Annotated in this window: 21 protein-coding genes, 1 tRNA gene and 1 pseudogene; 9 read left to right on the top strand and 14 right to left on the bottom strand. The window is 70.9% G+C overall.

Translation table 11 applies throughout. The features are described 5' to 3' along the window. Positions 1-602, top strand: a 602-nt coding sequence (locus HC031_RS07635) for an IPT/TIG domain-containing protein (protein WP_205862357.1), incomplete at its 5' end; no start/stop codon positions are given. 92 nt (positions 603-694) lie between these two features. Here HC031_RS07635 and HC031_RS07630 read toward each other — a convergent pair. The 6 genes from HC031_RS07630 to HC031_RS07605 form a co-directional block, all read right to left on the bottom strand. Then, on the bottom strand, positions 695-1402 hold the full coding sequence (locus HC031_RS07630; RefSeq protein WP_167924430.1) for a TIGR03943 family putative permease subunit: 708 nt from the start codon (positions 1400-1402) through the stop codon (positions 695-697). Then, positions 1399-2607, bottom strand: a complete 1209-nt coding sequence (locus tag HC031_RS07625) for a permease (protein ID WP_338090524.1) — start codon at positions 2605-2607, stop codon at positions 1399-1401. Before HC031_RS07625 ends, HC031_RS07630 begins: the two co-directional genes overlap by 4 nt. Before the next feature lie 101 nt (positions 2608-2708). Beyond that, on the bottom strand, positions 2709-3584 hold the full coding sequence (locus HC031_RS07620) for a metal ABC transporter permease (RefSeq protein WP_167924429.1): 876 nt from the start codon (positions 3582-3584) through the stop codon (positions 2709-2711). Then, on the bottom strand, positions 3581-4471 hold the full coding sequence (locus tag HC031_RS07615) for a metal ABC transporter permease (protein WP_167924428.1): 891 nt from the start codon (positions 4469-4471) through the stop codon (positions 3581-3583). The genes HC031_RS07620 and HC031_RS07615 overlap by 4 nt, the downstream gene beginning before the upstream one ends. After that, entirely contained in the window at positions 4468-5340 is an 873-nt protein-coding gene (locus tag HC031_RS07610) for a metal ABC transporter ATP-binding protein (RefSeq protein ID WP_167924427.1), read from the bottom strand. The genes HC031_RS07615 and HC031_RS07610 overlap by 4 nt, the downstream gene beginning before the upstream one ends. Before the next feature lie 4 nt (positions 5341-5344). Then, positions 5345-6289 carry a metal ABC transporter solute-binding protein, Zn/Mn family gene (locus tag HC031_RS07605; protein WP_167924426.1) on the bottom strand — a complete coding sequence of 315 codons (945 nt, stop codon included), beginning with the start codon at positions 6287-6289 and terminating at the stop codon, positions 5345-5347. Between the two features lie 135 nt (positions 6290-6424). Between HC031_RS07605 and HC031_RS07600 the strand changes: the two genes are divergently transcribed. The 5 genes from HC031_RS07600 to HC031_RS07580 all read left to right on the top strand — a co-directional run bounded on the left by HC031_RS07600 (position 6425) and on the right by HC031_RS07580 (position 14004). After that, positions 6425-7414, top strand: a complete 990-nt coding sequence (locus HC031_RS07600) for a nucleotide-binding protein (RefSeq protein WP_167924425.1) — start codon at positions 6425-6427, stop codon at positions 7412-7414. 208 nt (positions 7415-7622) lie between these two features. Continuing rightward, on the top strand, positions 7623-8570 hold the full coding sequence (locus HC031_RS07595) for a permease (protein ID WP_167924510.1): 948 nt from the start codon (positions 7623-7625) through the stop codon (positions 8568-8570). Then, positions 8564-9307: a TIGR03943 family putative permease subunit gene (locus HC031_RS07590; protein WP_338090523.1), complete on the top strand. Its 744-nt coding sequence runs from the start codon at positions 8564-8566 to the stop codon at positions 9305-9307. The genes HC031_RS07595 and HC031_RS07590 overlap by 7 nt, the downstream gene beginning before the upstream one ends. Next, positions 9304-10425 carry a hypothetical protein gene (locus tag HC031_RS07585; protein WP_167924424.1) on the top strand — a complete coding sequence of 374 codons (1122 nt, stop codon included), beginning with the start codon at positions 9304-9306 and terminating at the stop codon, positions 10423-10425. The genes HC031_RS07590 and HC031_RS07585 overlap by 4 nt, the downstream gene beginning before the upstream one ends. 60 nt (positions 10426-10485) lie before the next feature. Next, positions 10486-14004, top strand: coding sequence for a serine protease (locus tag HC031_RS07580; RefSeq protein WP_167924423.1), 3519 nt, complete (start codon positions 10486-10488; stop codon positions 14002-14004). Here HC031_RS07580 and HC031_RS07575 read toward each other — a convergent pair. The 5 genes and pseudogenes from HC031_RS07575 to HC031_RS34700 form a co-directional block, all read right to left on the bottom strand. Next, positions 13982-14542, bottom strand: a complete 561-nt coding sequence (locus HC031_RS07575; RefSeq protein WP_167924422.1) for a hypothetical protein — start codon at positions 14540-14542, stop codon at positions 13982-13984. The two genes, HC031_RS07580 and HC031_RS07575, sit on opposite strands and share 23 nt — an antisense overlap. After that, positions 14535-15077: a hypothetical protein gene (locus tag HC031_RS07570; RefSeq protein ID WP_167924421.1), complete on the bottom strand. Its 543-nt coding sequence runs from the start codon at positions 15075-15077 to the stop codon at positions 14535-14537. The genes HC031_RS07575 and HC031_RS07570 overlap by 8 nt, the downstream gene beginning before the upstream one ends. Beyond that, the gene (locus HC031_RS07565; protein WP_167924420.1) at positions 15067-15411 is read right to left on the bottom strand and encodes a CU044_2847 family protein; all 345 of its coding nucleotides are present in this window, start codon (positions 15409-15411) and stop codon (positions 15067-15069) included. The genes HC031_RS07570 and HC031_RS07565 overlap by 11 nt, the downstream gene beginning before the upstream one ends. Positions 15412-15605: 194 nt before the next feature. Continuing rightward, positions 15606-15809, bottom strand: coding sequence for a DUF1330 domain-containing protein (locus tag HC031_RS32930; RefSeq protein WP_338090522.1), 204 nt, complete (start codon positions 15807-15809; stop codon positions 15606-15608). 28 nt (positions 15810-15837) lie between these two features. Then, positions 15838-15921: pseudogene (locus tag HC031_RS34700) on the bottom strand (hypothetical protein); the annotation flags it as partial. Positions 15922-16081: 160 nt separating this feature from the next. Here HC031_RS34700 and HC031_RS07555 point away from each other — a divergent pair. Beyond that, positions 16082-16744, top strand: coding sequence for a hypothetical protein (locus HC031_RS07555; RefSeq protein ID WP_167924419.1), 663 nt, complete (start codon positions 16082-16084; stop codon positions 16742-16744). 906 nt (positions 16745-17650) lie between these two features. Beyond that, entirely contained in the window at positions 17651-17860 is a 210-nt protein-coding gene (locus tag HC031_RS07550) for a PASTA domain-containing protein (RefSeq protein ID WP_167924418.1), read from the top strand. Positions 17861-17998: 138 nt separating this feature from the next. On the opposite strand, the gene HC031_RS07545 is transcribed toward HC031_RS07550, so the two are convergent. The 3 genes from HC031_RS07545 to HC031_RS07535 all read right to left on the bottom strand — a co-directional run bounded on the left by HC031_RS07545 (position 17999) and on the right by HC031_RS07535 (position 22354). Further along, positions 17999-18075, bottom strand: a tRNA-Met gene (locus HC031_RS07545). Between the two features lie 159 nt (positions 18076-18234). After that, positions 18235-21228, bottom strand: coding sequence for a UPF0182 family membrane protein (locus HC031_RS07540; RefSeq protein WP_167924417.1), 2994 nt, complete (start codon positions 21226-21228; stop codon positions 18235-18237). 103 nt (positions 21229-21331) lie between these two features. Beyond that, positions 21332-22354, bottom strand: a complete 1023-nt coding sequence (locus tag HC031_RS07535; RefSeq protein ID WP_167924416.1) for a YlbL family protein — start codon at positions 22352-22354, stop codon at positions 21332-21334. Positions 22355-22492: 138 nt separating this feature from the next. On the opposite strand from HC031_RS07535, the gene HC031_RS07530 reads away from it, so the two are divergent. Beyond that, positions 22493-23746, top strand: coding sequence for a zinc-dependent metalloprotease (locus tag HC031_RS07530; protein ID WP_167924508.1), 1254 nt, complete (start codon positions 22493-22495; stop codon positions 23744-23746). Positions 23747-23758: the final 12 nt, after the last annotated feature.

Below are 23758 nucleotides of genomic sequence, written 5' to 3'. Positions count from 1 at the left end.
CCGACAAGTTCACCTACATCACCCCGCCGGCACCCACGGTGACCGGACTCAGCGTGACCAGCGGCTACACGGTGCTGTCCAGCACGGTACTGGTCAACGGCGCCAACTACCTGGCCGTGTCCAGGGTGACGCTCAACGGGGTCACCGTGCCGTTCAGCCGGCTGTCGGACACCCAGCTGCGGTTGACCCTGCCGGTCCACACGGCGGGTGTCTTCGACATCCAGGTGACCACGCCGGGCGGGACCAGCGCGGCCGGTGCCGCCGACCGGTTCACCTACGTCACGCCGTCGACGCCGACGATCACCGGGTTGAGCGTGACCAGCGGCGCGGCGACCGCGTCGACCACGGTGCTCGTCAACGGCACCGGGTTCGTCAAGGTGTCGCGGGTGACGGTGGGCGGTGTCGCGATCGGGTTCACCCAGGTCTCGGACACCCAGCTGAAGGTGACGCTGCCGCGGCACGCGACCGGCGTCGTCGACATCCAGGTGACCGCGGCGGGTGGCACCAGCGCACTCAGTTCCGCCGACCGGTTCACGTACGCCGCCTCGGCCTCCGCGTTCGGGGCCTGGCCGACCCGGGTGCTGCACTGGCTCGGGTTCTGACCGGTGCGGTGTCCGGCGCCGGATGATCCGGCGCCGGACACCTCAGCCACGAAACCGCCCCCTCAGGAAAGCTCTGAGGGGGCGGTTTCGCGTCACTCGTACGTATCGTGCGGCGTGGCTATCCGGCGCACGGCGGTGACGTCGAGGTAGGGGATGACGGCCCCGTTGATGGCGTCTGTCCTCGTCGTCGGGTCGTAGCGACCGGTGACCTCGACCCAGGTGTCGGGCGTGAGGCCGGCCGGTAGCTGCCCGCCGAGCCCCACCTTCACCGGGCCGGCGTCCGCGGCGCAGCAGGTGAGCACCATGCGGGCCAGGTAGGGCCGGCCCTGGCCGTCGGTGTAGACGAACCCGGTCAGCCGGATCAGGTGGCCGGTGAGGCCGGCGCCGTGGGCGTACGCGGCGCGGCCGGCGTAATCGGAGATCCGCAGGTGGACCGGGTCGCCCGCCGGCAGTGGGCGCAGCACCGTCGGCACCTGCACCACCGAACCGTCGTGGGTGGCGGCGTACGAGCCGAGGGCGGGCGGGGCGATCAGCAGAATGCCGAGTACCGGGGCGATCAGTAGCCACGCCACCCGTGAGCCGTGGGTGTGCGCGTGGCCGCCGGGGGCTCCGTCATCGGTACGGCTGCGCAGGTCGTGCCACAGCGACATGGCCGCGGTGACGACGAGCAGCACGCCGCCGAGGACGAGCAGCGGCCGCAGGCCGGGTTTGACGTAGCGCAGGTACAGGTCTCCGGCGCTGGCGCGCAGCACGGCCGCCCCGATCAGCAGCAGGACCAGGGCCTGCATCCGCCTGTTCACAGCAGCACCGCCCCCGTCACGACAGCGACCACGAGGGCCAGTCCGAAGGTGGCCGGGGCGAACCGGTTGGCGAAGCCACGGCCGAAGGTGCCGGCCTGCATCGCGAACAGCTTCAGGTCCACCATGGGCCCGACGACGAGGAAAGCCAGCCGCGCGGTCAGCGAGAACTCCCGCAGCGACGCCGCCACGAAGGCGTCGGCCTCCGAACAGATCGACAGCACCACGGCCATGGCGGCCAGCGCGAGCACGCCGATCAGCGGGCTGTGGCCGAGCGTCTGCAGCCAGTGCCGCGGTACCGCGACGTTGAGGGTGGCGGCGGCGCACGCTCCGACGACGAGCAGGCCGCCGGCGTGGGTCAGGTCGTGCCGGCAGGCTGCCCAGAACGCCACCGACCGGCTGCCGCCCGCCAACTCCGGCCGGGGCGGCAGCCTGATCCACTCCGGTCTGCCCAGGCGTAGCCAGAGCCAGCCCATGGCGCACGCGGTGACGAGGCTCGCGACCGTACGAGCGACGACCATGCGCGGGTTGCCCTGGAAGGCGACCGCGGTCGCGGCGAGCACCACCGGATTGACCGCCGGGGAGGCCAGCAGGAACGCGATCGCCGCACCCGGCGAGACACCACGCCGGACCAGCGCCCCGGCGACGGGCACCGACGCGCACTCGCACCCGGGCAGCACCACGCCGGCGATACCGGCGACCGGTACGGCCAACGCCGGGTGGCCGGGCAGCGCGCGGGCGAAGAAGCCCGCCGGTACGAACACGGCGATCGCCGCCGACAGAAGCACGCCCAGCACCAGGAACGGCATCGCCTGGATCAACACCGACAGGAAGATCGTCATCCAGGTCTGCAGCCACCGCGCGGCGAGGACACCGGGCAGCAGCGTCTGCACCAGCACGACCGCGAGGAACGCCACGGTCAACAGCCACAGCGAATCCGGCCGTCGTCGGGTGGTCGCGTCCTGCCTGGCTGCGCTGATGGCCGCCTCCGCCGTCATCAGCCCCCACGGGCTGTCCGGCGGATGCCGGTGGAGGTCGTCGGGCCGGCCGGCCGGCTCGACGTAGGTAACGGACGGGTCGTCTGCCGGCTCAGCTACCGCCCCGTGGTCGCGGTCGGTCGGGCCGCCGGGGACGATCAGGACGGCGTCCGGGAGGCGCATGTCCCCCTGGTCACCGGACTGTGTCGGAACGCCGTGATGTCGCAGCACCGACCCACCTTGATCCAGTCGCTGACGCCGGTCAGATCTTCGCCGACCGGTGCACAAGCTAGCCGGCGCACCGGCGGGTCACCCAGGTGTCTAAGCGCGACTTAGGAATGACGAAGTCTGAACTTCACCTTCCGGCGGCGGGTACGGGTGGCGATGATCGCTCCGAGGTACCCAAGGGTGGCGACGGTGAGGATCGCGAAGCTGGGTGGCAGGGCGGGCACGGCGTAGCTGGCGGTCAGGCCGATCCAGACGCTGGCGACGGCGATGCCGGCCGACAGGCCCATGGCGCGCAGCGGTCGGGCGGTCAGTCGGGCGGCAGCGCCGCCGGGCGCGGCGAGCAGGCCGAGGATGAGCAGGGCACCGGTGACCTGGGTGGCTTCGGCGGTGGTGACGGCGGCGAGAGTGAGGAACGCGTACCCGAGCAGGCGGACTGGTACACCGCGGGCGGCGGCGACGGCTTGGTCGAGGCTGGCGAACAGCAGCGGCCGGGCGATCACCAGGACCGCGGCGCAGACGGCGGCGGCGATGACCGCGGTTACGTCGGCGCGGGCGGCATCCAGTCCGAATATCGATCCGAACAGGACGGTGACGCCGGCCGCGCCGTTGCCGGCGCTGCGGGTCGTGGTGTAGACGGTCAGGAAGAACGTGCCGAGGCCGAGGATCCAGGCGAACACGCCGCCGATGATGACGTCATCGGGGCGGGCCCGGTGGCCCAGCGCGCCCATCCCGAGGGCGACGAGCACGGTGAGCGCGAACAGGCCGAGCCGGGCGTCGAGCCCGATCGCGAGGGCGGCGAGAGCCCCGGTGAAGGCGACGTGGGACAGCGCATCGGCGGTGAACACCTGGGCGCGCAGCACCAGGAGGTACCCGACGAGCCCCGCCGCGGCGGCGACGGCGGTGCCGGCCAGTAGGGCGTGCTGCGCGAACGGGTGGGTGAGCACGCCGATCGGGTCGGCGAGGGCGAGTGACGTCGTCATGCCCGGGCTCCGACGGGTTGTGGGCGGCGGCGCCGCCAACCATTGAGGGCGGCGATGCCCGCGGTGGCTACGTAGGCGCCGAAGGCGATGCTGGTCAGCCAGAAGCCGAGCGGGTACGGCGAGTAGTAGGCCACGAACAGCGCGACCCAGACCGTGGCCGCCGCGAGCACGACCGATACGGCCATGCTCGGTCCGGGCCGGACGGTGATCAGCTGGGCGGTCGCCGGTGGGAGGACCAGCAGGGCGAACACCAGCAGCGCGCCGGTAATCTGGCCGACCTCGGCGGCTGTGGCGGCGAGCATGACCAGGAACGCCGCGCCGAGGTCGCGGGTGGGTACGCCGTGGGCGGCGGCGATGTCGGGGTCGATGGAGGCGAACAGCAGCGGCCGTCCGATTCCGGCGACCACGGCGAGGACCACGGTCGTGACGACGGCCAGCGTGGTCACCTGCCGGGTGGTGATGCCGAGGAAGCTGCCGAACAGCAGTGCGCTGGTGCCGTTGAGGAAGCCCTTGTAGAGGGCGATGAAGAGCAGACCGGCGGCTAGGGCGTAGGCCTGGACGGCGCCGATGACCGCCGATTCCTCGCGGTAGCCGCGGCGGGCGCCGCTCGGCAGAGCGGCGATGACCAGGGCGGCGGCCAGGCAGCAGGCGAAGTAGCCGAGGATGGCGCCGAGGCCGAGCCAGATCGCGGCGGCCGCGCCGGGGAACCCGACGACGGCTAGGGTATGGCCGGCGAAGCTCTGCCGGCGCAGCACCATGTACCAGCCGATGATCGCGGCGAGGACGGCGACGATGGTGCCGGCGCGGAAGGCGTTAACCATGAACGGCAGTGACCACATGTCACGGAGGTCGGCGATCAGGTTCCAGGTGAAGGTCGGCGTGGTCATGGTTGGCCGCCGTGCCGGTCACTGTGGTGGGCGGGCGCCTCGGGCTGGCCGACCACGACGAGCCGGCCGTCGGAGGTGCTGAGCACCTCGATCGGGGTGCCGTACAGGGCGGTGAGGGTCGCGGAGGTGATGACCTCGGCGGGAATTCCGCTGACGGCGCCGCCGTGCCCGAGGTAGATGACCCGGTCGAGGTAGGCCAGGATCGGGTTGACGTCGTGGGCGACCATCATCACCGCCACGCCTTCGGCACGGCAGATGCGGCTGATCAGGGCGGCGACGGCCGCCTGGTTGGGCAGGTCGAGGCTGTCGAGGGGTTCGTCGAGCAGAAGCAGCCGGGGCCGGCGGGCCAGGGCCTGGGCGATGAGCAGCCGCTGCTGTTCGCCGCCGGACAGCTGTCCGATCGGCCGGTCGGCGTAGGCGCCGGCGTCGACGAGGGCGATCAGCTCGTCAACGCGGGCTATGGCGGCGCGGGAGCGGCGGCCGGGTAGCGGAATGCCCCAGCGGTGGCCGTCGAGGCCGAGGCGGATCACGTCGCGACCGCGGATCCGCAGCGAGGCGTCGAAGGTACGCCGCTGCGGTAGGTATCCGACCTGGTGGTTGGCCCGTCCGGGGGCGTGGCCGAGCAGTCGGATCTCGCCACTGGTGAGGGGTACGAGGCCGAGGATGCTCTTGAGCAGGGTGGACTTGCCGACGCCGTTGGGTCCGAGGATCGCGACGAACTCGCCGGCGGCGACGTCGACGCAAACGTGCTCCCAGATGAGCCGTCCATTGCGGACGACGCCGGCGTCGCGGACGGCGACCAGCGCCGGCTGATCGTCGGGAAGCTGCGCACTGTCGGTTTCTCTGTTTCGTTGTGACACTGGCGACATCTGGCTACTTTCCAGTGGCCTGCGCGAGCGCCTGTTTGAGCGCGGTGAGTTGGGCGACCTGCCAGTCCTGGAAGGACGCGCCGGCCGGAGTGAGCGTCTCGGTCACGGTGGTCACCGGGATGCCGGCGGCCTTGGCGGCGTTCACCTGGGCCTGGACGTCGGGGGTGGCGTTCTGGCTGTTGTACACGTAGACCTTGATCTGCTTGGTTTTGATCTGGTTGTCGATGGTGGCCTTGTCGGCGGCAGTAGGGTCGCCGCCCTCGCTGATGGCGTCCAGGAACGACTCCGGGGTCAGCAGGCGCAGCCCGGCAGCCTCCGCGAGCGGCGTGACGATCGACTCGGATGCGCCGATCGGGGTGCCGGCATAGGTCGTCTTGATCTGGTCGATCAGGCCGAAGTAGTCCTTGAGGTCGGCGTTGACCACCGTGTCGTGCTGGCTGGTGAAGAAGGTGGCATGGGCGGGATCGAGCTTGGTGTAGTCGGCGGTGATCTGGTCGATGACCCGGCGCACGTCCGGCGGGGAGTACCAGCGGTGCGGGTTGCCGCCCGCTTTGATCCCGACCAGGTCGCCCACGTCGAGCACGGTGCGTCCGCGTGCCGGGTTGGCGTCGACGAGCTTGCCGGCCCAGGCGTCGTAGCCGGCACCGTTGATGATGGCCAGCTTCGCGCCGGCGACGACACGGCCGTCAGCGGCGGTGGGCTCGTAGTCGTGCGGGTCGGCGTCCGGGTTGTTGATGATGCTCGTGACTTTCACGTGGTCGCCGCCGAGCCGGGCGGCGAGGCTGCCCCAGAAGTTCTCGGCCGCCACCACATTGATCGCCGCCGTGCCGGCAACGGTCTTGGCCGGCGTGGTGGTGCAGCCGGACAGCGCGCCGGCCAGCAGTGCGGCGGCGCCCGCCAGCCAGGCGATTCGGTACCGAGAGCGTAGGAGTCGGTGACGCAGCGACATGTCGACCCTCCGGGGTGAGATCCATCAGTCGCCGGGAACGCTAAATGAAAATCATGTTCATTATCAAATGCGCTTGTGTGCATGCGGAGGCCCACCGCTTGCCGCGATAGTTGAAAACGGATATCAGTACCACTTGTGAAGATAGCCTTCGTCGGGAAGGGCGGTAGCGGCAAGACCACGCTGGCCGCCCTGTTCGCCCGCCATCTCGCCGCGTCGACGCCCGCCGCGCCACTGCTGGCCTTCGACGCCGACATCAACCAGCACCTGGCGGCGGCCCTGGGCATGCCGGAAGACGAGGCGGTGCCGCTGCCCGCGCTCGGTGACCACCTCACCGAAGTCAAGGAGTACCTGCGCGGCAGCAACCCGCGGATCTCCTCAGCCGCGGCCGTGATCAAGACGACCCCGCCGGGCCGGGGCTCGCGACTGTTGCGGGTGGCAGAGTCGAATCCGCTCTACGACCGACTGGTGCGCGACGTCGGCGGCGTGCGGCTGGCGGTCACCGGCGCATTCGCCGCCGAGGATCTCGGAGTGGCCTGCTACCACTCCAAGGTCGGCGCGGTCGAACTGCTGCTCAACCACCTCATTGACGAGGCGGGCGAGTACGTGGTGGTCGACATGACCGCGGGCGCGGACTCGTTCGCCTCCGGCCTGTTCACCCGGTTCGACCTCACCGTGCTGATATGCGAACCGACCCTGCGCAGCACCGGGGTGTACCGGCAGTACGTCGACTACGCCCGCGACTTCGACGTCCGGCTGGCGGTGGTCGGCAACAAGGTCGACGACGCCGCGGACGTGACGTTCCTGCGCGAGCAGGTCGGCGACGACCTGCTCACCTGGATCGGCCGGTCGGCCTTCGTCAAAGCGGCCGAGCGCGGCCGGATCCTGCCCATCACCGACCTGGAGCCCACCAACGCCGCCGCATTGCGGGCCATCCGGATCGCCCTGGACAGCTGTGTCAAGGACTGGGCGCGCTACACCGCACAGGCCGTGGAGTTCCACCTACGCAACGCGACCGCGTGGGCTAACGAACGCGCCGGCGAAGACCTCGCCGACCAGATCGATCCCGAGTTCGTGCTCGGCACCGATGTCGTGCCCGCCCTCCGGCAGTCCTGGCCGGTGCGCTGATCTCGACGGGACGCGGAAATGCCGGCCCGCCCGGACCGGACCGACTGTCCAGTGGCCGGACGCGCCTACCCCTGAAAGCGAGCGTTCGACGCGTAACCTGTGGCCGGAAACCGGCGAGCCGGAAAGGACCGGTGGTGTGAGCGTCGACGAGCGAGTTCCAGCGGAAGCCATCGCGCGTCCACCGCGCGCGAACCGTCGGCCCACGCGGATGGCGGGCCCCTGGGGCGTGGAGATCCTCGCCGTCGTCCTGGTCGTGGCGATCGCGGCGCGCGGCTGGCTGGGACGCTCGGTCACGTCGCCCCGCGCGCAGGAGTGGGTGACCGTCTTCGTCGCGATCGTGGTCCAGGCGATGCCGTTCGTGGTGCTCGGCACGCTGCTGTCCGCGGCGATCGCCACCCTCGTGCCGGAGCGGTTCTTCGCCCGTGCGCTGCCGAAACGGCCCGCGCTCGCGGTACCGCTGGCCGGCGCCGCCGGGCTGGCCCTACCGGGCTGCGAGTGCGCTTCCGTACCGGTCGCCGGGGCGCTGATGCGCCGCGGGGTGACCCCGGCGGCGGCGCTGGCGTTCCTGCTGTCGGCTCCCGCCATCAACCCGGTCGTGCTGGCCGCCACCGCGGTGGCGTTCCCCGGCAGGCCGCAGATGGTGGTCGGCCGGCTGGTGGCCAGCCTGGCGACCAGCGTCGCGATGGGCTGGCTGTGGCTGCGGCTCGGGCGCGACGACTGGCTGCGGGCGCCCCGGCGGACAGCCGTGACCGGCAACCGGGCGGTGGCCTACCTCGGCGCGGTACGCCAGGATGCCGCCGAGGCCGCCGGTTTCCTGGTCATCGGCGCGGCGGCGGCCGCCACCCTGAACGTACTGGTGCCACCGCGCTGGCTGCACCTGCTCGCCGCGCACCCCGTGATCTCGGTGGTGGCGCTGGCCGGGCTGGCGGTGCTGCTGTCGATCTGCTCGGAGGCCGACGCGTTCGTCGCCGCGTCGCTGGCGCAGTTCTCGCTGACCGCGCGGCTGGCGTTCCTCGTGGTCGGCCCGATGGTGGACCTGAAACTGTTCGCGATGCAGGCCGGTACCTTCGGCCGCGGGTTCGCCACGCGCTTCGCGCCGGCCACGTTCGTGGTCGGCGTGGCGCTGGCGGTCGCCGTGGGGAGCCTGCTGTGGTGAGGCGCGGCGCGGCGCAGTCGGTGGTGCTGCTGCTGGTCGGCGGTACCCTGCTGAAGATCGCCCTGGCCGGTACGTACGTGCGGTACGTGAAGGTGGGGCTGCGCGGGTACCTGGTGGCCGCCGGTGCGGTCCTGGTCGCCGTGGCGCTGGCGAGCCTCGTCCATACATTGTGGACGGCCGGGTCGCGGCGCGCCGGCCACGATCACGACGTCGACGACGGGCACGGGCACAGCCATCGCGGGTTCGATCCGTCCTGGCTGCTGGTCGCGCCCGCGCTGGCGCTGCTGCTGATCGCCCCGCCCGCGCTGGGCTCCTACGCCGCCGCACGGGGTGGCACCGCGCTGGCCGCCGGCGCCGACTCGGACTATCCCCCGCTGCCCGACGGCGACCCGGTACGCATCTCCGTACTCGACTACGCCGACCGTGCCGTCTTCGGCAAGGGCCACACGCTGGGCCGGCGCGCGGTGACCCTGTCCGGCTTCGTGATGGCCGGTGACCACGGCCACCGGTACCTGGCCCGAATGGTCATCACCTGCTGCGCCGCCGACGCCCGGCCGGTCAAGGTCGGCCTCGCCGGGGACCTGCCGCCGGACGCCGCTCCCGACGCGTGGCTGGAGGTCACCGGCACCTACACCGCGCAGACCGACACGGATCCGGTCAACGGCCAGCCCATCCCCTACCTGGCCGTGACCTCCGCCCGGTCGATTCCCGCGCCGGCCCAGCCGTACGAGTCATGACCGCCTCCCCCTGGCGGCTACGGGCCGCCGCCACCGCCGCGCTGGCCGCCGTGGCTGTGCTGCTGGCCCTGCCCACGCCGCGCACCGCCGCGCCCGCCGCCCCCGCGGGACCGCTGACCCTGACGCAGGCCTGGCCGGCGGCGCGCACGGTCAACCTGGCCGCCACCATGCCCGACGGCAGCCGGTTCTTCCCGTCCGCCGTCCTGGATCCAGGGCACCTCGTGGGCACGGTCAGCACCGCCGATGGCAACCACACCGACCTGGTCGAACTCGCGGTCGCCGACCCCACCCACCCGCGGATCCTGCAGGGCTACGACACCGCTGCCGGCACCTCCATCGACGCGGTCACCGCCGCCGGTGGACGCATCTACTGGATGACCAGTACCCCCGACGACCTGGGCCGGCCCCACACCAGCCTCTACCGCGCCGAGGCCGCCGGCGGCCAGCCCCGCGACCTCACCGACGACACCGGCCGACCCGACTACTACGGCACGCGGTACGACCTCCAGGTTGCCGACGGACGCGTCTACTGGATCGCCACCCGCAACGTCGACCCGCCGACCAGCGAACTGAGGTCCATCGCCGTCGACGGCGGTCCGGTCTCGGTACGCCCGCTCGACAGCGCGTACGCCCTGACCGCCTGGCCCTGGCTCACGTCCACCCCGCCCCTCGGACAGCCCCTCGTCCAACTCAACGCCGTCACCGGCGAGCGCCGCACCATCGCGCCCAAGCCCGGCGAGCAGCTTTCCTGCAGCCCGACCTGGTGCCGGGGCACCACCTCCAACGCCACGAGCACCGTCATCACGATGCGACGCCTCGACGGCGGCGGCGAGGTCCGGGTCAACACCGACGGCGAGGGTTCGGCCACGATGGACGTGGCGGTGCTCGACCGCTTCGAACTCCTCGCCGCGCCGCTCGGGGGCCCGACCCCGACGAGCGAGGGCGGCCAGCGCGCCACCACGAGCGAGAAACTGACCGTGTACGACCTGAAGACCCGCCGGCGCGTCGCGGTCGCCGTCGCCACCGCCGAGGGCGTACACAGCCCGTGGCTGTGGTGGTCCACCGGCGACAACGAGACGCTCACCTGGCACCTGCTCGACCTGACCACCCTCAAATGAGGTCCGGGTAGCGGTATCCAGGCCTGTAAACCCCGTGGCTGGCCGGTGTAGAAACAAGTCATGGTCGCCGCCCCGTTCGTGGCAACGAACGCGCTCGATCTCGTACGGCATGCCACCGTGCAGATCCGCTCCGGCACCCGGACCGGCAGCGGCTTCTTCATCGGCCGGTACATCGTCGTGACGTGCGCGCACGTGCTCTCCGGACCGTCCGGGGCGCTCGACGTGTACGTGCAGGGTCAGGTACTGCGGGGGCGCATCCTGCGCCGCCTGCCGCCGACGCCCGACCGCGGTGGCGACTACCCGTTCCCCGACCTCGCGTTCATCGGCGTGGAGGAGGGCGTCGACCAGCCCAGCGTGGAGATCCGCTCGCTGCTGCTCAGAGCGGGTGAGGGGCTCGGCCGGCCCTTGATGGCCTACGGGTTCAACCGGGATACACCGGACCCGGCAGCGGTCCTGGACCCGGTGGCGCTCACCCTGGTCGGGACGAGCGGGTCCTACGTCAAGGCGGCGGCCGACGGGATCGTGCGGGGCATGAGCGGGGCGCCGGTGGTCGATCCCGAGACCGGGTACGTCTGCGGCATCCTCAAGAACTTCCGACCCGAACAGCGGATGGCCTGGTACATCGACGGCTTGGAGGTGCTCAAGAGACAGGACCGGTACCGGCACGAACTCGGCCGGCACCAACCCGACAAGCCCCGGCTGCTGCGGCCCGAGCCGGGGCATCCGCTGCACGGCATGCTGGTGGCCCAGCGAATGCTGGCCGAGGAGCTGCCGTACCGGGTCGTCGAGGGCGACGTCCCGCTGTCCACCGTGTACGTGCAGCAGCGCGCCGAGGCGTGGCGGGCCGAAGCCGAGCGCGCGGCCAGCGTCAACGCCACGGTGCCCGCCGAACCGGTGGTGATCTCGCCGTACGAGATGCTCGCCCGCCACCGCAACGCGCTGATCGTCGGCGGTCCGGGCGGCGGTAAGTCGACGCTGCTGCAGCATCTCGTGCTGGAGTCGGTGAACTGGTGGCTGCGCCCCGAGCCGGCCGCCAAAGGTGAGGAACCGCCGTTCGGTCCCGCGATCGCGATCCGCTGCCCGGCCACCCGGCTGCTCACCGGTACCTCGTGGTCGCAGGCGGTCGCCGACGCGGTCAACGCGGAGCTGCACGGCTACCAGCACACGGCGCTGACCGGCGCGACGTTCGAGAAGCCGCCGCTGCCCGGAGTCGAATGGCTGATCCTCATCGACGGACTTGACGAGATCCTCGACCGCGCCAAGCGGGAGGTCCTGATCAAGATCCTGGCGACGCGGGTGGCCATGTACGGCTCGCAGGCCCGGCTGGTTGTGTGCAGCCGGCAACTCATGGAGGCCGAGTTCCGCCGGCTGCGCGCCAGCCTCACCACCGGCCACGGTTCGGATCGGCTGGGCGAGTACAACCTGCGCCCGTTCGACCGTCCGGCCGTGACCACGTTCGCCGCGCAGTGGTTCCGGCTACGCGCACCGCAGCGCCCGACCGAGCTCGCCACCGGTTTCCTGAAAAGCATCGACCGCAGCCGGCTGATGCCACTGGTGTCGATCCCGCTGCTGTGCACGATCGCCGCCGACGTGTACCAGGAGAACCCGGACGCGCCGCTGCCCGTCGGGCGGGGCGGGCTGTACCGGCGGTTCGTCGACGGCCTGCTCTACCACCGCCGCGTGCACCTGGCCGCGTACGACAAGCTGATCGAGCAGTTGACGCCGCTGGGCCGGTCGGCGAAGGATTTCGGGGAGGAGCTGTTCGACCGGCGGCGCGAGTGCCTGACGTACCTCGCGGAGCAGCGCATCAACCACGACCGGCAGCCGAGCCTGGCGTTGGTGCGCGAGTGGCTGCGCCGGGAGGGTCTGCGGGTGCCGCACGGCGTGACCGACGACCACATCCGGGAAGCGCTGCTCAGCACCGGGCTGCTGGTGCTCCGCGGCGACGGGCTGGAGTTCACCCACCAGAGCATGGCCGAGTACCTCGAGAGCGAACGCCGGGCGGAGAACTTCGACGAGCAGGAGTGGCTGGCCGGGGTCGAGCAGCGGGGCGCGGACAGCACCTCGCTGTTCACGCTGGACCGCTACGCCGAGGCCGGCAACGACCCGATGCCCGTGGTGGCCGAGCTCGCGACACCGGGCACCAGGCGGGACTTCCCCCGCCTGCCGCAGCTCGCCGCGGTACTCCAGGACGGCGCGGGCGTCTCGGCCGACCGGGCCGAGGAGGTCTGCGACCTCACCCTGCGCGCCGTGCACGACATCGAGCCGGTGTCGGAGGCGGCGCTGCCGACGATCAACCACGCGCTGCGGGCGTTTCTGCAACGGGCGCCGGACAGCACACCGCTGGTCCAGCTCGCCGGCGCCCGGCGGACGCCGATAGCCAAGCGGATCGAGGCGGCGAAGGTCCTGGTGACCGACGGCCGTCCCGACGAGCGCGACGGGGGCATGCGCGTTCTGGCGGGGCTGGCCTACCGGGACCGGGTACGCCGGGAGCACCGGCTGCAGGCGCTCCACGCGATCGCCGAGGTGGGCGACGCGCAGGAACGGGGATGGGCGGTCGCACACCTGGCGCAGGCCGTGTCGACGGCCCGCCGGTACGACACCCGGATGCGGGCGATGCTCACGCTGAACGCCGTCGGCGGGACCGGTGCGGCGATCTTCGCGCTGCTCCGGCGGGTCGTCGACCCGCACCGACGCGTCGTCGACCGCAACGACGCGATCCTGGAGGCGGACCTGCTCGACGAGGCGGCCGACCGGCCGGAGCCGCGGGTGGACCGGTACGCCCGGCGCGAGCCGTCGCCGGACGACGTGTGGACCGCCGCGGTGGCGCGCGTACCGGCCGGGCCGCTGGACGACCGGTGGAGCTTCGTCAACACCGCCCCGGCCGCGCTCTGGATGGCCGGACGCTACGACCCGCAGCAGGCGTGCGCGGCGGTCTCCGCGCTCATGCACGACCGTACGCTGTCGTGGAGCGACCGCCTCCGGATAGCCGACCGGCTCGCGCCGGGCGAGCCGCCGTACCTCGGCGACGTCGCGTTCGAGGTGCTCGCCGGGGACACCCTCGCCGCCAACGGCACGACGCGGGTCGTGCACCGCTGGCGCAGCGTGTACCACACCAACCCGCCCGCGGCGGACGCGCTGCTGCGCGGGATCGTGCAGGATCCCCGGGTCGGCGTCGACGAACGCTGCTGTGCGCTGAACCTCCTACTCCTGCGCGGGTCGTGTCCGGCAGCGGTGGAGTTCGTGTCCGCCGCCGCCGGGGATCCCGCCCTGCCGCCACCGGTCCGGGTGGAGGCGGCGACGGCGCTGGGGCGTGACGGCGAGACGCGGCACCTCGCGGTGGAACTGCTGACCCGACTTGCCGGCGACAGCGGTATCGCCCGGCGGTGGCGCTGGAGCGCACGGCTGGCGCTGCTCGGTACCCGCGGGGAGCCGTTCACCCGGTACCTGACCACCGGCGGCGACCTCGACCGCTTCGTCGACGACACGTTGTACCGGCCGGTCGACGACGCGGTGGAGGGCCTGGTCGACCGTGCCGCCGACCTGGTGGCCCGGGTCAGGGAGCGATTGCGGACCTAGCGCGGTGCCAGAGTTCCGCGGCGCCCTGGCGCAGCTCCCGGGCACCCTGCCGCAGCGCCTCGGCGCCCACCGGTACCGGGTGCCGGCAGCGGTCGGACCGCGGGTCGTGCGCGCACCCGCTGTGGTTCCACCACAGCGCCGCGACCAGGATGGCGAGCACGAAGAAGCGGCCCCGTACCGTACGCAGCCGGCGCACCGACCGGACCAGTTCCCGCATGCCGGCCCGGACGCCGATCGCGGTGGAGATCAGGCCGTCCCCGGCGCCGTACAGCACCCCGGGCGGACGCCCGCGCACCGCCCGGAACGGCAGCGCGAGCAGCGCCTGGACGCCGAGCAGCAGCACCGCCGCCGTGTACGCGGTGGCCACCGCGGCCGGCCGGAGCACGTACTCCACCAGCGCGGGGGTCACCCGGCGCACCGCGAGCGCCAGCGCGGCGTACCCGACGACGAACGCGACCACGACGATCAGGGACGCCCGCGTACCGGGCGGCAACTCGTCGAGGCGGTCGCCGAGCCACCGCACGAAGCCGTCAGCCATCGCGGGCGAGTCCGGGGCCGGTGTACGCGTCCCCGCTGTCATCGGTCGACGGCACGGCGGCACGGACGTGTTCGACCCGCACTCCGACCGGTATGTCCACACTGGGCAGCGGACCGGTACCCAGCGCCCGGGCCAGCTCCCGTCCGGTGCTCCACGGCACCCCCCGCGCGGCGTCGCGCACCGCCGCCAGCAGGTACGGGTGTGCGACCGCCAGCACGTCGAACAGCCGACCCGCGACCACCCGTACCGGATCCACGACCTGCCACGACGCGGTCAGCTCCACGTCGACGGGCGGCCCGCCGGCCGCCGGCGGCACCTCGACGGCCAGCTCGAACGGATGCGCGGTCACGTCCACGCCGTACACCAGCCGGGGACCCAGCCACCACAGCTCACCCGCGGTCAGCCCACCCGCCGGGCAGTACAGCCGGCCGCCGCGACCGAGGTACACGTGCGCGCAGCCGGGTACCGGGGCGCGGCGCGGGCGCAGCGGGAACCGGCTCAGCTCCTCGATGTAGAGGACCGGGCTATGCGCCATCGGCGCCCGTGGCGTCGGTATCCGAGCCGAGGTCCCACTCCATCGTGAGGGTCAGCGACGCCTCACCCGAGGTCTCCGCGACGACGCCGGCCAGCACGCCGCCCTTCACGACCAGTTTCATGCCGACCTGCACACCGAGGCGGTCCGGCCGCGTCGGCACCGCCTTCAGCACCGCCTGCCGCGCCACCTCGCCCAGCTGCGCCGCGGCGGCGAACCGGTCCAGCTTGAACCGGTCCAGCAGCCCCACGTCGCCGCCGAGAACCTCGACCTCCGCGAGGAGGACCTCGCCATCGGGAAGTTCCACCTCGACGATCTCGGACTCGCGCTCGTACATCTGACGCTCTCCTCGTGGTCAGTGCCGGGCCGGGTCAGTATCTCCAATCACGCTGCGGATTGGAACCCATCGATCATGGTTACCGACGCGGCTTCACGCCGGCCGCGCCCCCTCGTTGACGGTTCGTCGCTTCCGTCGTGCCCCGCCTGACAAGAACCCGACGACCGGGACAGCCGTCTCGGTTAGAGATCTGGCTACAGCCGCTCGCCGGGACCGTCGACAACGCCATCGACGAACAGCAAACGCCTCCTGAGCGCGCCCTGACGCGCTTCCAGAGCCTTGGCGTACTCCGGCGATGCAATCCACTGCCGCGCCACGTCCATTGCTCGGTAACTCCACGACGACGATGCGCCGCTCGGCAGGCCAGTCACCCTCGAGCGCGTCGGGTAGCGCGCCACGGATGACGTACCGTCCTCCGTACGCAGCGATCGAGTCCTGCGCCAGCGAGCGGTACCGAGCGGCGAGCACCTCGTCCAATATCTCGACCTCGGAGATCACATACGCGACCATGAATCCAGCCTCGCAGGTCACCCAGCGAGGTGAAACCGTGGACTGAAGCGCGCCACCACCAACACGTTCCCCCTGGTAGTGATGGTTTTCCCCGGTAGCGACAAGGCCGCATCCGGCGCCCACCGATTCGATCGCGAAACGCACCAGTACAGTGACTTTCATGAATCTACGGTTGGCTGGCGTGGCCGTGCTCGCGCTGGGCCTTGCCGGCTGCGCCGGGCCGCGCGTCGACACTGCCGACACTGCGGATGCGGGCCCCGCAGCGACGGCCGTACCCGGCACCACCATCACGGCACGCGCCGACGACGACGCCCGCGCGACCCCCTCCCCATTCGCGACCGTGTTGGCGGCCTGCGTGGCTCCGTCCGCGGGCGCGGGCCTCGCCACCGACGTCCCGTCTCCAGCGGTGACCTCGGCGTACCCGGATCTGCCCACCTCGGGCCCGCTGAACGAACAGCAGCGGGGAGAGCAGTTCCAGCGCAACAAGGCGGCGAACAACGCGTTCCGTGAGCGCAGGCCACTGTCTGCCGCGGTGCAAGCGGCCAACAAGCCCTGCGTGGACAAGGTACGCGCGGGCCTCGACCAGCTGCGGAAGCAGAACCGCTACGACGCCGCGTCCGTCGAGCAGGTCCTCACGTCCGCCGGACTGACCAGCGTCACCGCGCGGCCGCCCGGACGACTCGACCTGGGTCGGGGCGGCGGATTGGTGTTCGCGGGCTCGACCGGGCAGGGCTGTGTCTTCGGTCGGCACGCAACGGACGAGACCACCGTCGAGTTCGGCAGCGGCATCGCCGACGGTGGCTGCCTGCCGGCGCCGGACTGACCCCCGCACTGCCCGGGAACGCGTGCCGGGCGGGCTGACTGCCGATCACGCGGATCGCCGGTCACCGCAGACGCGAAACGGCCCGTCAGCTGATCTCCGGCGGGCCGCTTTCCCTGGTAGCGGGGAGAGGATTTGAACCTCTGACCTCTAGGTTGTGAGCAGTCAGTCAAGCGTCCCAACCGACGCAACCGCTCCCCCGTCGCCCGGTGCGACCAGCACGAACACCAATTGGCGTCTCACACCGTCGCGCCCGTGTCGATCTGTCACAAGCGAGATCGGCTACACATCTGGCTACACTCTGGCGCTCGACTCCCGGCATCGAGGCGTGGGTCGCGGCAAGGTTGACGCCCAATGTCCTAGGAGTAAGCCCGCCCCCCATGTAGCAAGCCCGGACCGTAGATCCGTACCGCTACGCGCCGTCGTGAGCGCTGACGAGACGAAAGTCGTTGACACGTCCCTGCGCAGCGCAAACGACGCCGCGCTCAGATACGCCCGACGAATCACCTGTTCGGATTCACCTGTACCGATGATCGATCAGGGACGTACGTCCCATGCCGGGACATATCATCGGCCACGCCAGGCGGTAGCCAGAATGCTCGCATGACTTTCCCCCCGGAACCCCCTCCTACGTACACACCACCATCGGCACCGTCGACGAAGTCGAACAAGGGGCTCATAATCGGTGTCGTCGTAGGCGCCGTCGTACTGCTCCTCCTCTGCTGCGGCGGCCTCCTCGCCAGCGTCGTCAGCAAGAAGTCTGGCCCGAAGCCCGCAGCGGTCGCGCCCGCACCCTCGGTGCTATCCCCCACCACTGCGCCGACGACTTCGGCCGCCCTGCCGACTACTCCGCCCGCAGAATCCCCAACTCCGGCAGCACCGAGCCCGACGGCACCTGCCCTCGTTGCCATGCCGAATGTGGTCGGAACGAACGCCGCAGTAGCCCAGGACCAGCTACAGAAACTCGGCTTCAAGAAGATCGAGTTCGGTTCGGCGGACAAGGACCACTCCGTGGTACTGCTGCCCTCCAACTGGACGATCACCAAGCAGTCCGCACAGGCCGGCACGCAGGTCCCGACCGACACATTGATCGTTCTCACCTGCACCAAGGAGGGATAGCAGCACACCCGCCCGTTTCGCTCGTTACCGGCGGTGCAGGCTCAACGACCACGGTCTGCACGGCCGGCAGCGCTTCCGCGCCACCGGCAACAAACACGAAAACGCCCCCTCAGATGATCTCTGAGGGGGCGTTTTCCCTGGTAGCGGGGAGAGGATTTGAACCTCTGACCTCTGGGTTATGAGCCCAGCGAGCTACCGAGCTGCTCCACCCCGCGTCGCTGGATAAACGTTATCGCACCACTCGACCAATCACCAAACCGGCAGGTCGTGGCCCGGCTCACGCGGCCCATACGGCCAGATCTTGGGGAGTTCGACACCGTATGCGGTGTCAAACTCCCCAAGGTCCACGGACCGAGTACTCAAGATCCAAAGATCTACGGGCTCGTCGGCTTATGCGACGCCGACGCCGACGCTGACGCTGACGCCGAGGCCGAAGCTGAGGCGGACGGGGATGGCGACGTGCCAGCCGCCGCTCCCCCGCCGGACGCCTGCTGTGCCGCCTGGTACTGCGTCACCGCCTGGTCGAGCGCCTTCAGCGCCTGCCCGTACTTTTCGAAGTCGCCGCTCGCCTGGGCCGCCTTCAGGTCGGTGATCGCCTGCTGGATCTGGGCGGCCGCCTCGCTCACGGCGTTGGACGTCGGAGGCGTGGTCTGGGTCGGCGGCTGGCCGTCCGGCGGCGGTGACGTCGTCGGTGGCGCCTGACCGGTCGCCTGCTTGATCAGGCTGTCGATGGCGGCCGGCAGGTTGTCCTCGTACGCCACGTACTTGCCGAAGCTGACGAGCACCTTGCGCATCAGCGGGTACGACGTGTCGGTCGTACTTCGGATGTAGAGCGGCTCGACGTACAGCATGCCGCCGGCGACCGGCAGCGAGAGCAGATTGCCGAAGACCGGTTTGGAGCTGTCCGACCGGAACTGCGTCAGATCCTTACGTACGTCCGGCATGCTGGTCATGTTCTGCTGCACCTGGCTGGGCCCGTCGGTGATGGTGCCCTCCGGCAGCTGGAGCAGCTGGAGCTGCGGTTTGCCGTCCACGAGCGACGCCGAGATCAGTGATGCCAGGTTGGGCCGGCCCTTCGGGGTCATCGCCGCGGTGAGCTGGAACCGGGGCTGCGACTGGCCCGGAAGCTGGGCCACCAGGTAGTACGGCGGCTGCTTCTGACCCTGGGCGTCCGGGGACGGGTCGTTGGGGACCTGCCAGAAGTTCGGCCCGTTGAAGAACTGGCCCGGGTCCGTGACGTGGTACCGGGCGAGCAGGTCACGCTGGACCTTGAACATGTCCTCCGGGTACCGGAAGTGCTGCTGCAACTGTGCCGGGATGTCCTTGCTCGGCAGGATCAGGTGGCCGCCGAAGGCCTGGTTCCACGCCTTGAGCACCGGGTCTGAGTCGTCGACGGAGTACAGCCTCACCGTGCCGTCGTAGGCGTCCACGGTGGCCTTCACCGAGTTGCGCATGTAGTTGATGTCCTCGCGCGCCTGCGCGACCGTCACGGTACCCGTCTGGGTGTCACTGGTCGCGTCGCGCAGGTTGACCTGCTGCGAGTACGGGTAGGTCGACGAGGTCGTGTAGCCGTCGAGGATCCAGACGATCCGCCCGTTGACCACGGCGGGGTACGGGTCGACGTCCAGCGTCAGGAACGGCGCCACCTTCTGTACGCGTTCGCGCGGCTCGCGCACGTACAGCAGCTTGGAGTTCTTGTTGAAGACGTTCGACAGCAGGAAGTTCGTCTCGTGGTACTGCGCGGCGTACAGCATGCGGCGCCAGTACGAGCCGACGCTGACCCCGCCGTCGCCCTTGTAGGTGAAGTACTGGTCGCCACTGCTCGTCGGCCGGTCGAACTCCGCGTCCCGCGTGCCCGCGCTGCCGACGATCGCGTACTCGCTCATCCGCTCGCCGTAGTAGATGCGCGGCTGGGGGGTGTTGATCTGCTCGGTCGGCGACGAGCACGACTCACCGCTGCCGGAGGTGGGCTTCTTGGTGCCGTCGTCGAGGAAGCCCGAGACGAACTCCGGCTGACCGCCGCAGACGAGCCGGTTGGCGGGTGCCGCCACGAAGCCGTAGCCGTGGGTGTAGACGGTGTGCTTGTTCTGCCAGTTGCTCTGCTGCGGGCTCAGCTGCGAGTAGTTGATCTCCCGGGCACCGACCACGTAGTCCTGGGTGCCGCTCTGGAGGGTGTACCGGTCGATGTCGAGCTTCTCGCCGAAGTCGTAGAACTTGCGCGCCTGCTGGAGCTGGGTGTACGTGTCGGAGACGACCGTCGGGTCGAGCAGCCGGATGTTGGGCACGGTCCCCTTGTCCGTGGCGAGGTCCGCCGACGGTTGGGTGTTGACCGCGTCGTAGGACGTCGCCTTGAGGTTGTTGAGCCCGAACGCCTGGCGGGTGGCGTTGATGCTGCGCTGGATGTACGGCGGTTCCTTGCTCAGCGCGCTCGGCTTGACGGTGAACTGCTGCACCGCGTACGGGTAGACGCCGCCGATCGCGACCGCCGAGATGACGAGCAGGCCCATGGCCACGCCGGGCCACAGGAGGCTGCGCATCCACGCGTTGGAGAACACGATGATCGCGGCCGCGACGACCACCGAGATCCAGGCGAGGATCTCCTTGGCCGGCAGCAGCGCGTTGATGGCGGTGTACCCCGCGCCGGAGACGTCCGCGCTGTCGTTGTGCTCGAGCAGCAGACCGCGCCGGTCCAGGTAGTACGCGACGGCCTTGAGCAGCACGAACAGCGCGACGAGCGCGGTGAGGTGGGCGCGGGCGGCCACGCTCATCCGGTCGCCGGCGCCCTGCAGTCGCACGCCGCCGTACAGGTAGTGCATCGCGAGCGCCCCGAGCACGGAGATGACGACGGCGGTGAAGGCGGCCCCGAGCAGGTACCGCCAGAACGGGTACTCGAAAACGTAGAACCCGACGTCAGCGCCGAATTCGGGATCCTTCACCCCGAACGGCTGGGCGTTGGCGAAGAGCATCCACTGCTGCCAGCGCCCCTGGGCGGACAGGCCGGCGATCAGCCCCACCAGCAGGGCGAAGCCGCCGATCCAGGTGCCGATCCGGGGAGTCAGCAACATCCGGTACCGGTCGAGGGTCTGCTGTTCGAGTGAGTGGGGGCGCAACAGCGGACGCAGCCGGTAGGCCAGGTACAGGTTGACCGCGACGATCGCGCCCATCGCGGCGCCGAACGCGGCGAAGAGCACCACCCGCGTGGTCAGCACACCGGTGAATACCTGCCGGTAGTGCACCTCGTCGAACCACAGCCAGTCGGTCCATGCATTGATCACGCGATCGAACAGCGTGAACAGGAGGAAGAGCGCGGCCAGCACGATGACCGTCGCCCGGCCCCGCCGGTTGACCCTCGACAAGGGGGTACGCATTACCACGGTTGACTCCGCACGCTCGCGTCACGAAACGCCACCAGCGTACGCACTACCGTCTCGTACAGCGTCCGGCCTGCGGCTATCTCGACGAAATCGAGGCCTAACGCGTGCAGAGCGCCGGCTGCCGGTGGTCGCGTAGCGCCTGGAGCGCGTTCAGCGCGTCGTCCAATGTGGCGACCTTCACCAGCGGCAGCCCCGGCACCGCGTTCTGGACCGCCTCCGCGCAGTTGCCGGCCGGCGTGAGGAACACCGTCGCGCCGTCGCGCTTGGCTGCGATCAGCTTCTGCGGTATGCCCCCGATCATGCCGACCTTGCCGTCGTCGTCGATCGTCCCGGTGCCCGCGATGACCCGGCCGCCGGTCAGATCGCCGGGCTCCAGCTTGTCGATGATGCCGAGCGTGAACATGAGCCCGGCCGACGGTCCGCCGATCTTGTCCAGGTCGATCTTGAGCTGGAACGGGTGCGGCTGCTTGGACTCGACGGTGACGCCGATACGCGTCGTACCCTCCTCCGAACGCGGCGTGATGGTCGCGGTACCGGTCGCACCGGCGCGGGTGTACGTGACGGTACGTGCCGTGCCGGCGGGCTTGGCCCGGATCAGATCGGTCAGCTTCGCGGCGGAGGTCACCGCGGTGCCGTCGACCGCGGTGATGACGTCACCCGCCTTGAGGATGCCGTCGGCGGGCGAGCCGGACTTCACGTCCCTGACCGTGACCTGTAACGGGTAGCCCAGCTTGACCAGCGCCGCGGTCTCCGCGCTCGTCTGGGAGTCCTTGAACTCCTGCGCGTTCTGCTGGTCGACCTGCTGGGGCGTCTGGTTGGGCGGGTAGATGAGCTCCCGCGGCACGACCGCGTAGTCGTGCTGTATCCACCCCTTGACCGCTTCGAACAGGGTCAGGTCCGGCGTCACGCTCACCGTGACGAGGCGTAGCTGCCCCTTGGAGGTACTGACGGGGGCACCGGTGACGGTGATGACGTCGTGCTTGTCGGCCTGCCCGAGCGTGTTGACGGTCGGGCCCGGCCCCAGGGCGACGTAGGGTACCCGGACCGAGAAGAACGCCTGCCACAGCAGCAGGGCGAGCAGGACACCGCCGAGTAGGACGGTGGCACCACGACGTCTCATGGCCGCGAGCCTATCCGGCACGTACCGCGACGGCCGCGAGCAGGCGTCGCGTACCGTTGAACTGTGCCCGCAGACACCCCGTTCGGATTCGGTTTGCCCGGTGGCGGCGATCTGCCGGATCCCAATGATCCGCAGCAGATGCAGCGCTTCCTGAGCCAGTTGCAACAACTCTTCGCGACGCCCGGCGGCGGCCCCGTCAACTGGGATCTCGCCCGCCAGGTCGCGCAGGCGCACCTCACCGGTGGGCCTGGGGGCGGCATGGGTCAGATGCCGTTCGGGTTGTCGCTGCCGGCGGGCGCCGGCGAGCCGGCCCAGCCCGCCGCCGAGCAGAGCGGTCCGGTCGGTGACCCCGCCATCGGCCCGGCCGAGCGCGGCGCGGTGGCCGAGGCGCTGCGTCTGGCGGACCTGTGGCTGGAGCCGGAGTCCGCGCTGCCCTCCGGCATCGCGTCGACCGCCGCCTGGACCCGTTCCGAATGGCTCAGCTCCACCCTCGACGTCTGGCGCAAGCTGTGCGACCCGGTCGCGGCGCGCATGGTGTCGGCGATGGCGGACCTGGTCCCCGAGGAGATGCGCGCCCAGCTCGGCCCCATGACGTCGATGGTGACCTCGCTGGGTGGCGCCCTGTTCGGCGGTCAGCTCGGCACCGCGCTCGGGTCCCTGGCCGCCGAGGTGCTCTCCGCCGGCGACATCGGGCTCCCGCTGGGCCCGGCGGGCGTCGCCGCCCTGGTCCCGGCCAACATCAAGGAGTACGGGCAGGGCCTGGAGATCGACGGCGACCAGGTCCGGCTGTACGTGGCGCTGCGCGAGGCGGCCCACCAGCGACTGTTCGGGCACGTCCCGTGGCTGCGCGGACATGTGCTGGCCGCGGTGGACGCGTACGCGGCCGGCATCCATGTCAACCGGGAGGCGATCGAGGAGGCCATGGGCCGCTTCGACCCGACCAACCCGGAGGGTATGCAGGAGATCGCGCTCGAAGGCGTGTTCTCGCCCGAGGACAGCCCGCAGCAGAAGGCGGCGCTGGCGCGGCTGGAGACGGCCCTGGCCCTGATCGAGGGCTGGGTCAGCCACGTCGTCGAGCGCGCCGCCGGTGACCGGCTGCCCGACGTCGTCCGGCTCGCGGAGGCGTTCCGGCGCCGGCGCGCCGCCGGTGGACCGGCCGAGCAGACCTTCGCCGCGCTCGTCGGGCTCGAACTGCGGCCGCGCCGGCTGCGCGAGGCGACCGCGCTCTGGGCGGCGCTGACCGAGCACCGGGGCGTCTCGGGCCGGGACGCGCTGTGGGGCCACCCCGACCTGCTGCCCGACGAGGACGCCTTCGCCGACCCGCAGACGTACGCCCAGTCCTCGCTCGAACTCACGAACCTGGAGAACGAGCTGGGCGACGACACGCCCTAGCGATCTTGGACA

Origin of the sequence: Planosporangium thailandense (assembly GCF_011947195.1) — a bacterium.
Classification (GTDB): domain Bacteria; phylum Actinomycetota; class Actinomycetes; order Mycobacteriales; family Micromonosporaceae; genus Planosporangium; species Planosporangium thailandense.
This window is presented reverse-complemented; position numbering and strand designations above follow the sequence as displayed.